Origin of the sequence: Rhodosalinus sp. (assembly GCF_041685465.1) — a bacterium.
In the GTDB taxonomy this organism is placed as follows: Bacteria; Pseudomonadota; Alphaproteobacteria; order Rhodobacterales; family Rhodobacteraceae; genus Rhodosalinus.
Map to the genome: position 1 here is coordinate 1 of NZ_JAWLFS010000098.1, position 10,493 is coordinate 10,493.

A 10,493-nucleotide genomic window follows, 5' to 3' on the forward strand; every position below is an offset into this window, starting at 1 on the left:
CATCTGCGCATCCGTCAGCCAGAACAGATTGATCATGTCACCGCCCGCTTTTCGAGCACTGACTCATGAGCTTACCGCTCGATCAATCGGTCCTGAGCCGACGTAACGCCCCTTCCATTTACCACACTCATTGCCCTACCTACTCAGCCCCCGGTGAAGCGTCGGCACGTCCAGCGCGGCAAAGCCGTAATGCCGGAGCCAGCGCAGGTCCGACTCGAAGAACGCCCGCAGGTCCGGGATGCCGTATTTCAGCATGGCGATCCGGTCGATGCCCATTCCGAAGGCGAAGCCCTGCCAGGCGGCGGGGTCGATGTTGCCGGCCATCAGCACCTTGGGGTGGACCATGCCGGACCCGAGGATTTCCAGCCAGTCGTCGCCCTCGCCCACCTTGAGCGTGCCGCCCTGCCAGGAGCAGCGGATGTCGACCTCGGCCGAGGGTTCGGTGAAGGGGAAATGCGAGGCGCGGAAGCGCAGCTCGACCTCTGCCACCTCGAAGAAGGCCTTCACGAACTCCTCGAGCACCCATTTGAGGTTCGCCATCGAGATGTCGCGGTCGATCGCCAGCCCCTCGACCTGGTGGAACATCGGCGTGTGCGTCTGGTCGTAGTCGGCGCGGTAGACGCGGCCGGGGCAGATCACGCGCAGCGGCGCGCCCGCGGCCTCCATGCTGCGGATCTGCACGGGCGAGGTATGGGTGCGCAGCACGTGCGGCGGGCGCGTGTCGCCCGCGCCGCGGGCCATGTAGAAGGTATCCATCTCCGCGCGCGCGGGGTGGTGGCCGGGGATGTTGAGCGCGTCGAAGTTGTGCCAGTCGCTTTCGACCTGCGGGCCCTCGGCGACGGAGAAGCCGAGGTCGGCGAAGATCGCCGTGACCTCCTCGGTCACCTGGGCGATCGGGTGCACCGTGCCCCGGTGCGCCGGCCGCGCGGGCAGCGTGACGTCCAGCCACTCGGTGCGCAGACGCTCTTCCAGCGCGGCGTCGGCGAGGGCGGCCTTCTTCGCGGCGATGGCCGCGTTGATCTCGTCCTTGAGCGCGTTGAGGCGGGGGCCTGCCTCCTTGCGCTCCTCCGGGGTCATGCGGCCCAGCTCGCGCATCCGCGCGCTGATCTCGCCCTTCTTGCCGAGCGCCGCGACGCGCACCGACTCGAGCGCCGATTCGTCCCCGGCCCCGGCGACGGCCGCCAGCCATTTCTCGCGCAGATCGTCCATTCCGGACCTCCCCGATTGCCGCGGCCTAGCTATCCAGCACGGCGGCGCGGCGCAAGCCGCCCGGCTCAGGCGCGCGCGTCGCCCAGCAGCGGCTTCCGGTTCCGGCGGTGGCGCCGGATCAGCCTTCGCTGGCGCGAGCGGTCGGGAATGCGCCGGGCCGGCACCGGGGCGCCGGCGGCGAGCTCCGGAAAGAGCAGCGCGAGTTCGGCGCGCGCCGCGGGCGTCAGGGTGCCGAGCGCATCCTGCCCGGCGAGGAAACTCTCGCTCGGCGCGCCTTCGGCCAGGAGGATCTCGTGCCGGTCGAGGACGAGGTGGACGTAGGTGACCGGGCGGCGGCCGGCCTCCAGCCGCACGCCGGGCAGATCCACCAGCCGCACCGCGGCGACGAGCACCTCGGGCGTGCCGAACATCCGCGCGGCGACCGGGGAAGAGACGACGAGGCGGTGCTGGCGCGACAGCCGAAGATCCCGCAGCGGCAGACCGGCGCCGAGCGCGCCGGCGCGGATGCGTACGGGCCGCAGCCGTGGCTCGCGGGCCATCTCCCGCGGGTGGACGGTGCGCCGCAGGCAGGCGCGTACCCGCGCCTCCTGCCCGTCGCGCGTGATCACCAGGGCACCCGGCCGGAGCCGTTCGACGGGCCGCGTGCCGCCGGGCACGGCGATCCGCGTGCCAGCGGCGAAACAGAGCGGAGCGAGGAACTCATCCGCCTCGATGGCGGGCTGGCCGAAGGCGCCCGGCCCTTCGGCCGTCGCCTCCACCTGCAGGTCGCGGCCGAGGGGCGGAAAGCCGTGGCCGCCGTCGACGAAGGCCAGCCCCTCGACGGTGCCATAGGCCGGCCCCGCGCCGGGCTCGTTGAGATTGTAGCCCACGGCGTCCCATGTCTCGCCGCTCTCGGGGTCGCGCAGGGTGAGGCGATACTCCGCCTCGACCCTGGTATTCGCGGCGTGGGCCACGCCGTCGATCACCTGCGCCTCGGCGAGGCGCTGACCGCCGTCGTTGTCGTCGAAGGTGGTGTCGGACCCGGGGTCCCGGATGTCCGTCCGGAGCCAGGCGTTCTCCTCGAGGCGGATGGTTTCCCCCAGAAGGTGCTCGCCCGTGCCCTGCGTCAGCCCGCTGAGCGACTTGCCGCCGCTCACGGCGAGCTTCGATGCCTCGACGATCCAGATACTGTAGTCGCCCTGCGCCATCGCCCCGCCCGTTCCTGTCGCGCACCGGACGCACGCATCAGCATGCGCTCGCCGGCCCGCCCTGCATGGCGCAAGACTGTTGAGGAACGGTTGTCGGGGGAGGCGCGCGGGGACGACCGGCGCAGCGGCCGGTCGCCCGGGATGGCTCAGGCCGCGAGGGCGCCCCTGGCCTGCTGCACGATCGCGCCGAAGGCCTCCGGCTCGCGCACGGCAAGATCGGCGAGCACCTTGCGGTCCACCTCGATGCCGGCGCGGTTCAGGCCGTCGATGAACCGCGAATAGGTCAGGCTCTCGTCATGGGCGCGCACGGCGGCGTTGATCCGCTGGATCCAGAGCGCGCGGAAGTTGCGCTTGCGGTTCTTGCGGTCGCGCGTGGCGTACTGGTTCGCCTTGTCGACCGCCTGTCTGGCGGTCTTGAAGGTGCTCTTGCGCCGGCCATAGTAGCCCTTGGCGGACTTCAGGACCTTCTTGTGGCGGGCATGGGTGACGGTTCCACCCTTCACTCGGGACATGGTCGGGCCTCCTCAGCGCTGGTAGGGCATCATCGGCTTGACGATCTGCTCGTCAGCCTTGGACATCACGGCGGTGCCGCGGGCGTTGCGGATGAACTTGTTCGTCCGCTTGATCATGCCGTGGCGCTTGCCGGCCTGCTGGAACTTGACCCGGCCGTTGGCCGTCACCTTGAACCGCTTCTTGCAGCTCGACTTCGTCTTCATCTTCGGCATTTCCGTCTCCTGATCGATCGGTCGGGCGCGCGACTCGGCATGCCGTCCGGGCCGGCCGCGCGATGAAGCCGCGCTCTTAGGCGATCGGCCACCGGGGTGCAAGGGGCGGGGGCAGGGGGAAGGCTCAGGGCAGCAGGCGGGCGACGACGCCGATCACCGCCTCGGGGATCTCGGCCAGCGTGTAGCCCCCGGGCCGCGCGGTAAGCGCCCAGATCACGAGGCCGCCGGCCACCAGAGCCGAAAGCGCCGCGGCGCGGGGCGCACGCCCCTCGGACCACGCGGAGATGACCGCCGGGATCGCGAACATCCCGACGACGAGCCCGGCCACCAGCGCGAGATCGGTGTCCATGCGGCGCGCCCCCTTGCCTTTGCGTCAAGCCTACTCCGGGTCGGTGGCCCAGATCAAACGCTCGTTGCAGGGTGCGACGCGCAGGATGTTCGTCGTCCCGGGCACGTTGAAGGGCACGCCCGCGGTGACCACGATCTGGTCCGCCTCTTCGGCGTAGCCCTGCTCGCGCGCGGCGCGGGCGGCGTTCACGACGGCCTGCTTGAAGCGATCGAGTTCGCCCGTCATCACGCAGTTCGTGCCCCAGGTCAGCGCGAGGCGCCGCGCGGTGCCGCGCAGGTTCGTCATGGCGATGATCGGCACGCGCGGGCGCTCGCGCGCGACGAGCGCGGCGGTGGTGCCGGACTGCGTGAAACAGGCGATGGCCTTGATGTCCGTGGTCTCGGCGATCTCGCGGGCCGCGGCGACGATGCCGTCTGCGACACTGTCGCGGCGGGCCACGCGCGAGGCTTCGAGGATCTCGGTGTAGGTCGGGTCGCCTTCGACCTCGCGCGCGACGGCATCCATCGTCATGACCGCCTCGACCGGGTATTGCCCCGCGGCGCTTTCGGCCGAGAGCATGATGGCGTCGGCACCCTCGTAGATTGCGGTGGCGACATCCGAGACCTCGGCGCGGGTGGGCATCGGGCTTTCGATCATGCTCTCGAGCATCTGCGTGGCCACGATCACCGGCTTGGCCGCCGCGCGGCACTTGCGCACGATGCGCTTCTGGATGGGCGGCACGTTCTGCACCGGCAGTTCGACGCCCAGATCGCCACGCGCCACCATGATCCCGTCCGACACCGCGATGATCTCGTCCACGCAGCGCACCGCCGCGGGTTTCTCGATCTTCGAGAGCACCGCGGCGCGCCCGTCCACGAGCGTGCGTGCCTCCGCCACGTCCTCCGGGCGCTGCACGAAGGAGAGCGCGATCCAGTCCACGCCGAGCGAACAGGCGAACTCCAGGTCCTCGCGGTCCTTGTCGGAAAGCGCGGCGAGCGGCAGCACCACGTCGGGCACGTTCACGCCCTTGCGGTTGGAGACGGTGCCGCCGGTGACCACGGTGCAGTCCGCGAAATCGGCGCCGCAGTCCTCGACGCGCAGGCGCACCTTGCCGTCGTCCACCAGAAGCTCCACCCCCGGCGCGAGCGCCGCGAAGATCTCGGGGTGTGGCAGGCGCACGCGGTGCGCGTCGCCCTCCGCCTCCCCGGTGTCGAGACGGAACGGCGCGCCGTCCTCGAGTTCCACCGCGCCGGCGGCGAAGGTGCCGACGCGCAGCTTCGGCCCCTGCAGATCGGCGAGAATGGCGATCGGCGTGCCGCGCTCGGCCTCGACGTCGCGAATGATGCGGTGGCGGGCGGCGATCTCCTCCTGCGTGCCATGGCTCATGTTGAGCCGGAACACGTCCGCACCGGCGGCCGCGAGCGCCGCGATGCCGGCGTGGTCGCTCGAGGCGGGGCCGAGCGTGGCCACGATCTTCACGTTCCGCATGCGACGCATTCTCTCTCCTCCCGCGTTAGCGTTACCACGGCGTGAGTGCGGCATTTCGCTTTTCCGCGCAACCCGCCTGTGGCATGGGCCCCGGGCAGATTGCGCATGACCCATCACGCTTATCATATCCATGGCGCCGCGCGCCCGGCGCGCTGGCTCGTCACCTGCGATCACGCCTCCAACCGCGTGCCGGAGGCGGTGAACGGTGGCACCCTCGGCCTGCCGGAGGCCGAGATGACGCGCCACATCGCCTACGACGTGGGCGCCGCGGGCCTCGCGCTGGCGCTGGCCGAGCGGCTGGACGCGCCGGCGATCCTGTCGGACTTCTCCCGTCTCGTGATCGACCCCAACCGGGGCGAGGACGACCCGACGCTGGTGATGAAGCTCTACGACGGGACGATCATCCCCGGAAACCGCCACGCCGACGCGGCGGAGGTGGAACGCCGCCTCGACCTGCTCTACCGGCCCTACCACGCGGCGCTGGCCGATCTCGCCGCGCGGCGCGACGACACGGTGATCCTGTCGGTGCATTCCTTCACGCCGCAGCTTCGGGGCCGTCCGCCCCGGCCGTGGCACATCGGCGTGCTGCACGGCCACGACGCGCGGCTGGCCGATCCGCTGATCGCGCGGCTCTCGGGCGAGCCCGATCTCTGCGTCGGGCGCAATCAGCCCTATGGCGGGCACCTGCCCGGCGACGCGGTGTCGCGCCACGCGCTCGCGGAGGGGCGGCCGAACGTGCTGGTGGAGTTGCGCAACGACCTGATCGGCACCGAGGGCGATCAGAGGGCCTGGGCCGACCGGCTGGCGCCGGCGCTGGAGGCGGCGCTCGCGGACACGGGACTCTGAGCGCGCCTTGAACCAAGCCGCGCGGAGCCGCAGACTCTCCCGGAGAGAGGAGTGCCGATCATGGACGAGCAGACCCGCATAGAACTCGAGGCCGCCGCCTTCCGCAGATTGCGTCAGCACCTGATGGAGGACCGGCCCGACGTGCAGAACATCGACCTGATGAACCTCGCCGGCTTCTGCCGCAACTGCCTCAGCCGCTGGTACCAGGAGGCCGCCGCCGAGCGCGGGATCGAGATGGGCAAGGAGGAGGCGCGCGAGGTCTTCTACGGCATGCCCTACGATCAGTGGAAGGCCGGGCATCAGACCGGGGCGACCGCGGCGCAGCAGCAGGCCTTCGAAAAGAGCTTCGCCGCGAACGTGGGCCGCGACAAGGGCTGAGCGCGACCGGCGGCGTGACGTGAAACGCCCCGGCCGCTCGGCCGGGGCGTTTGTCAACGGGATGGCCGGTTCAGCGCGGCGTCTCGCTCGCTGCGTTGCCCTCGAAGCTGGTCACGCCGACGGTCTCGCCGTCGTTCCGTGCCCGGTCGCGGGGAACGAGGATCGTATCGGCGTCGACCTGAACCTGCGCGCCCTCGACGGCGTCGAGGGTCGCGCCGTGGCGGGGGTGATCCTGATCGGACGGCAGCATCGCCGAGGCGGCGCTGGCGGCGATGAGGAGCGCGGCTGCGGATGCGATGGTCGTTTTCATGGGTGTCCTCTTTCTTCGATGCCCGTTCCGGCTGTCCGGTCGGGGCGGTTGCTGTCGTTGCCTTGTGACAGTCGAAGTGGGGCCGATGGCGGACACGTTCAAAACACATGCGATCAACGGGATGTGTGTGGACAGGATCACGTTGTGAGCCAGGCACCGGCGGCGGTTTCATTGGAAAAATCAAGTGCCTGACGCTGCGTCGCTCACGCGTGGCTCACCCCGGCGTGAATGCCCCGCGTCGCCCGGTCACGACGGTGTGCGACGGCATGCCGCCGCCGTGCAGGACGGCACGACGCGGCATGGCGTCAAGCGCGCATTCCGTGATCAGGACCACCGGGGACCGCCCCGCGGCGTGGCGCCGTTTCGGCGATCGGCGGCGCCGGCCGGAGCCCCGGAGCGACCGGTCAGGCGGCGCGGGCCGCGCTCAGATCGCGGCCTTGCGGCTCTCTTCGAGGTAGATCTCGCGCAGGCGCGCGGCGACCGGACCGGGCTGGCCGGCACCCACGGGAATGCCGTCGATCTCGACCACCGGCATCACGAAGGTGGAGGCGGAGGTGACGAAGGCCTCGTCGGCGGCTTTCGCCTCCTCGATGGTGAAGGGCCGCTCCTCGACCTCCATCTGCGCCTCCTCGGCGTAGCGCAGGACGGCGGCGCGGGTGATGCCGTGCAGGATGTCCACCGAGCGCGGCCGCGTCAGGATACGGCCGTCCTTGACGATGTAGGCGTTGTTCGAGGTGCCCTCGGTCACCGTGCCGTCCTCGATCATCCAGGCGTCGTCGCAGCCCTCGGACTTGGCCATCATCTTGCCCATCGAGGGATAGAGGAGCTGCACCGTCTTGATGTCGCGCCGGCCCCAGCGCAGGTCGTCGATCGAGATCACCCGGATCCCCGTCTTCGCCTGCGGCGCGTCGGCGAGGCCGGGCTTCGACTGCGTGAAGAGCACCACCGTCGGCGCCACCGCCTCCGGGTCGGGGAAGGCGAAATCCCGGTCCGCCGGCGCGCCGCGCGTGATCTGAAGGTAGATCAGCCCGTCGGTCAGCTCGTTCCGGCGCACGAGTTCGCGGTGGATCTCCAGCAACTCGTCGCGGGTGACGGGCGCATGCATCGAAAGCTCCGAGAGCGAGCGGTCGAGCCGCGCGGCGTGGCCGTCGAAATCGACCAGCTTGCCGTCGAGGACGCTGGTGACCTCGTAGACACCGTCGGCAAAGAGAAAGCCGCGGTCGAAGACGGAAACCGTCGCCTCGGCCTCGGGCAGATACGCGCCGTTCACGTAGACGGTTCGGGTCATCTCTCGGTCTCCTCGTCTCGATTTCCTGCTGTCTCCGCCCGATCCGCCGCGAGGTCAAGGTGCCGCGTGTCCCCGGGGCGCGGTGGCGGACAAGTCGCTGAAATGGGCCGCGGTACGCGCGCGGACACGGCGGCCGGCCGCGTGGCAGGTGCCGGCATTTCCGCGGCCCTCACCCCCAGAGCGCCGCCTCCGGCGGGTGCACCCCGGCGGCGTCGTAGCGCAGCGGCGGCTCCCGGTCCTCGGCCAGCAGGAGCGGGCCGTCGAGGTCCACCACCTCCGCTCCCTGCGCGGCGATGACCGCGGGCGCCATGGCGAGCGACGAGCCCACCATGCAGCCGACCATCACGCGGAAGCCCGCCGCGCGGGCCGCGTCGCGCAGCGCGAGCGCCTCGGTCAGACCACCGGTCTTGTCGAGCTTGATGTTGACCATGTCGTATTTCCCCGCGAGCGCGGGCAGCGAGGCGCGGTCGTGACAGGACTCGTCGGCGCAGACCGGCAGGGGCCGCGCCATCTCGCCCAGCGCGTCGTCCGCGCCCGCCGGCAGCGGCTGCTCGACCATCTCGACGCCGAGCCGCAGCAGGTGCGGCGCAAGATCGGCGTAGACCTCCGCCGTCCAGCCCTCGTTGGCGTCCACGATCAGCCGTGCCTCCGGCGCGCCGGCGCGCACCGCCTCGAGCCGCGGCATGTCCTCGGGCGTGCCCAGCTTGATCTTCAGGAGCGGGCGATGCGCGTTCTCGGCGGCCTTCGCGTGCATCGCCTCGGGCGTGTCGAGCGAGAGCGTGTAGGCGGTCACCAGGGGGCCGGGCGCGGCCAGCCCGGCAAGCTCCCAGGCGCGGCGCCCGGCGCGCTTGGCCTCCAGATCCCAGAGCGCGCAGTCCACCGCGTTGCGCGCCGCGCCGGCGGGCAGCGCCTCGGCCAGCGCCGCGCGGTCGATCCCCGGCGCAAGCCCCTCGATCTGCGCGGCGACGCTCTCCAGCGTCTCGCCGTAGCGTGCGTAGGGCACGCATTCGCCGCGCCCGGTGGTCGCGCCCTCGGCAAGCCGCACGGTCAGCACCTCCGCCGAGCTGCGCGAGCCGCGCGAAATGGTGAACACCTCCCTGAGCGCGAACGCGTCGCGCGACACCTCGATCCGCACCCGGTCTCTCCCCTCGTTGCAAGGCGGCCACCGGGCTAGCACAGTTTCCGCGCAGGGCACACCCTGCCCGGGGCGACGCGGCCCCGAGGCAACGGCGTGACGGGCGCACAGGCCCTTTGGCGCGCAGGCCCTTTGGCGCGCAGGCCCCTCGTGTGCAGGCCCGTGCGGTCCGGCCGTGACGTCGCCGGACGCGGCGCTAGCTCCTCGCCATGCGCATCGTCCTCGCCCTCGCCCTTGCCGCTCTCGTGATCGCGGGTCACGTGGGTCTCTGGACCTCTGACGCGGTGCCACGCGAACTCAAGGCCGATCTCACCCGGATCAACGCGCTTGCCTGGGGGGTCGTGCTGCTGCCTGCGGTTGGCGTGGCGCTCTGGCGACGTGCGCACCGGCGCCGCAACGCGGAAGAGGCTGGCGACACGGGCTGACCGCGGCGCGCGCCGGTTGACCGCACCGACGCGCCCCGGATAGGCGCGCCGCGACACCCCGAGGAGCGCCCGCCATGTCGCAGACCCTGACCGTCGCCGCCGCTCAGTTCACGAGCCATATCGGCGACCCCGACGCCAATTTCGAGGAGCACCACGCCTGGGTCGCGGAAGCGCAGAGGGCCGAGGCCGACGTGCTCGTCTTTCCCGAGCTCAGCCTCGTCGGGCACTATGGCGCCGAGCGGCTGCTCGACATCACGATGAAACGCAACGATCCCCGCCTTCTGGCGCTCTCGCGCGCGGCGGGCGAGACGATCCTGATCGTGGGTTTCATCGAGGAAGGGCCGGCGGCGCAGTTCTACAATGCCGCCGGCGTCTACAAGGGCGGGCGCTGCATCTACCTGCACCGCAAGATCAACCTGCCCTCCTACGGCAAGCTGATCGAGACGAAGTACTACGCGCAGGGCCGTTTCGTGGACACCCACGCGATTCAGGAGGACTGGCGTCTCGGGCTCCTGATCTGCGCGGATCTCTGGAACCCGGCGCTCGTGCATCTCGCCTTCCTGCACGGCGCGACACTGCTGGTCTCGCCGATCTCCTCGGGCGTCGAGGCGGTGGGCGAGGCCTTCGACAACCCCGCGGGCTGGGCGGCGACGATGCATTTCTACTCCATGATGTACGGCGCGCCCTCGGTCATGGTGAACAGGGTCGGGCCGGAAGAGGACCTGACCTTCTGGGGCGGCTCGCGCATCCTCGGCCCCTTCGGCGAGCCGCTCGCGGTGGCCGGAACCGAGCCCGAGCTCATCGCGGCGACGGTGGACTATGCCGAGGTGCGCCGGGCGCGCGCGCTCCTGCCCACGGTGCGCGACAGCAACATGGGGCTGGTGGAACGCGAGATGAACCGCCTGATCGACCGGCTCGGCGTGCCCGACATCATCCGCGACGACGGCTGAGGCGGGGAGGGCGATTTTTCGTCCGAAAAATCGCCTTGGCACGCGGGCTGCTTCCGGCGCGGATCGAAACGGAGCCCGACCCGGGGACGGTTGCCCGAAAATTCTTCGTACGAAGAATTTTCGGCCGGCCTGAGGGCGTCGCCGGGCCCTTCCACAGGGGCGCACGATCGGCTATCCCGCGCGCGTTCCCGCAAGCCCGAAGGACCGCGCCATGAAATTCACCC

General features: G+C 70.9%; 13 protein-coding genes. 4 read left to right on the forward strand and 9 right to left on the reverse strand.

Annotated features, from left to right (window positions below):
• Positions 1-135: 135 nt before the first annotated feature.
• The 6 genes from pheS to pyk all read right to left on the reverse strand — a co-directional run bounded on the left by pheS (position 136) and on the right by pyk (position 4,946).
• A complete protein-coding gene (gene pheS, locus ACESL7_RS08250; protein ID WP_372892839.1) occupies positions 136-1,209 on the reverse strand; it encodes a phenylalanine--tRNA ligase subunit alpha in 1,074 nt (357 codons plus the stop codon).
• 65 nt (positions 1,210-1,274) lie between these two features.
• The gene (locus ACESL7_RS08255) at positions 1,275-2,396 is read right to left on the reverse strand and encodes a Hint domain-containing protein (protein WP_372892840.1); all 1,122 of its coding nucleotides are present in this window, start codon (positions 2,394-2,396) and stop codon (positions 1,275-1,277) included.
• A 146-nt stretch (positions 2,397-2,542) separates the two neighbouring features.
• Entirely contained in the window at positions 2,543-2,908 is a 366-nt protein-coding gene (gene rplT, locus ACESL7_RS08260) for a 50S ribosomal protein L20 (RefSeq protein ID WP_372892841.1), read from the reverse strand.
• 12 nt (positions 2,909-2,920) lie between these two features.
• Positions 2,921-3,121, reverse strand: coding sequence for a 50S ribosomal protein L35 (gene rpmI / locus ACESL7_RS08265; RefSeq protein ID WP_273522981.1), 201 nt, complete (start codon positions 3,119-3,121; stop codon positions 2,921-2,923).
• A 124-nt stretch (positions 3,122-3,245) separates the two neighbouring features.
• Positions 3,246-3,470, reverse strand: coding sequence for a hypothetical protein (locus tag ACESL7_RS08270; RefSeq protein WP_372892842.1), 225 nt, complete (start codon positions 3,468-3,470; stop codon positions 3,246-3,248).
• Positions 3,471-3,500: 30 nt separating this feature from the next.
• Positions 3,501-4,946 (reverse strand): pyruvate kinase, encoded by a 1,446-nt coding sequence (pyk, locus tag ACESL7_RS08275; protein ID WP_372892843.1) that lies wholly within the window; start codon positions 4,944-4,946, stop codon positions 3,501-3,503.
• 96 nt (positions 4,947-5,042) lie between these two features.
• On the opposite strand from pyk, the gene ACESL7_RS08280 reads away from it, so the two are divergent.
• Both ACESL7_RS08280 and ACESL7_RS08285 read left to right on the forward strand, forming a co-directional pair.
• Positions 5,043-5,783 carry an N-formylglutamate amidohydrolase gene (locus ACESL7_RS08280; protein ID WP_372892844.1) on the forward strand — a complete coding sequence of 247 codons (741 nt, stop codon included), beginning with the start codon at positions 5,043-5,045 and terminating at the stop codon, positions 5,781-5,783.
• 60 nt (positions 5,784-5,843) lie between these two features.
• Positions 5,844-6,161 carry a DUF1244 domain-containing protein gene (locus tag ACESL7_RS08285; RefSeq protein WP_372892845.1) on the forward strand — a complete coding sequence of 106 codons (318 nt, stop codon included), beginning with the start codon at positions 5,844-5,846 and terminating at the stop codon, positions 6,159-6,161.
• Positions 6,162-6,231: 70 nt separating this feature from the next.
• On the opposite strand, the gene ACESL7_RS08290 is transcribed toward ACESL7_RS08285, so the two are convergent.
• The 3 genes from ACESL7_RS08290 to dgcA all read right to left on the reverse strand — a co-directional run bounded on the left by ACESL7_RS08290 (position 6,232) and on the right by dgcA (position 8,894).
• Positions 6,232-6,471, reverse strand: coding sequence for a hypothetical protein (locus tag ACESL7_RS08290; RefSeq protein WP_372892846.1), 240 nt, complete (start codon positions 6,469-6,471; stop codon positions 6,232-6,234).
• 424 nt (positions 6,472-6,895) lie between these two features.
• Positions 6,896-7,759 (reverse strand): D-amino-acid transaminase, encoded by an 864-nt coding sequence (locus ACESL7_RS08295; RefSeq protein WP_372892847.1) that lies wholly within the window; start codon positions 7,757-7,759, stop codon positions 6,896-6,898.
• Positions 7,760-7,928: 169 nt separating this feature from the next.
• Positions 7,929-8,894, reverse strand: coding sequence for an N-acetyl-D-Glu racemase DgcA (dgcA, locus tag ACESL7_RS08300; protein WP_372892848.1), 966 nt, complete (start codon positions 8,892-8,894; stop codon positions 7,929-7,931).
• 209 nt (positions 8,895-9,103) lie between these two features.
• Between dgcA and ACESL7_RS08305 the strand changes: the two genes are divergently transcribed.
• Both ACESL7_RS08305 and ACESL7_RS08310 read left to right on the forward strand, forming a co-directional pair.
• Positions 9,104-9,319: a phenylalanyl-tRNA synthetase subunit beta gene (locus tag ACESL7_RS08305; protein WP_372892849.1), complete on the forward strand. Its 216-nt coding sequence runs from the start codon at positions 9,104-9,106 to the stop codon at positions 9,317-9,319.
• Positions 9,320-9,393: 74 nt separating this feature from the next.
• The gene (locus tag ACESL7_RS08310) at positions 9,394-10,269 is read left to right on the forward strand and encodes a nitrilase-related carbon-nitrogen hydrolase (RefSeq protein WP_372892850.1); all 876 of its coding nucleotides are present in this window, start codon (positions 9,394-9,396) and stop codon (positions 10,267-10,269) included.
• The last annotated feature ends 224 nt before the right edge of the window (positions 10,270-10,493 follow it).

What these genes read in the sequence shown, in the direction of transcription:
- ACESL7_RS08280 (WP_372892844.1), top strand. Translation starts at nt 5,043, where the DNA reads ATGACCCATCACGCTTATCATATCCATGGCGCCGCGCGCCCGGCGCGC.
- ACESL7_RS08290 (WP_372892846.1), bottom strand. Translation starts at nt 6,471, where the DNA reads ATGAAAACGACCATCGCATCCGCAGCCGCGCTCCTCATCGCCGCCAGC.
- ACESL7_RS08295 (WP_372892847.1), bottom strand. Translation starts at nt 7,759, where the DNA reads ATGACCCGAACCGTCTACGTGAACGGCGCGTATCTGCCCGAGGCCGAG.
- pheS (WP_372892839.1), bottom strand. Translation starts at nt 1,209, where the DNA reads ATGGACGATCTGCGCGAGAAATGGCTGGCGGCCGTCGCCGGGGCCGGG.
- ACESL7_RS08305 (WP_372892849.1), top strand. Translation starts at nt 9,104, where the DNA reads ATGCGCATCGTCCTCGCCCTCGCCCTTGCCGCTCTCGTGATCGCGGGT.
- ACESL7_RS08285 (WP_372892845.1), top strand. Translation starts at nt 5,844, where the DNA reads ATGGACGAGCAGACCCGCATAGAACTCGAGGCCGCCGCCTTCCGCAGA.
- ACESL7_RS08270 (WP_372892842.1), bottom strand. Translation starts at nt 3,470, where the DNA reads ATGGACACCGATCTCGCGCTGGTGGCCGGGCTCGTCGTCGGGATGTTC.
- pyk (WP_372892843.1), bottom strand. Translation starts at nt 4,946, where the DNA reads ATGCGTCGCATGCGGAACGTGAAGATCGTGGCCACGCTCGGCCCCGCC.
- ACESL7_RS08310 (WP_372892850.1), top strand. Translation starts at nt 9,394, where the DNA reads ATGTCGCAGACCCTGACCGTCGCCGCCGCTCAGTTCACGAGCCATATC.
- rpmI (WP_273522981.1), bottom strand. Translation starts at nt 3,121, where the DNA reads ATGCCGAAGATGAAGACGAAGTCGAGCTGCAAGAAGCGGTTCAAGGTG.
- rplT (WP_372892841.1), bottom strand. Translation starts at nt 2,908, where the DNA reads ATGTCCCGAGTGAAGGGTGGAACCGTCACCCATGCCCGCCACAAGAAG.
- ACESL7_RS08255 (WP_372892840.1), bottom strand. Translation starts at nt 2,396, where the DNA reads ATGGCGCAGGGCGACTACAGTATCTGGATCGTCGAGGCATCGAAGCTC.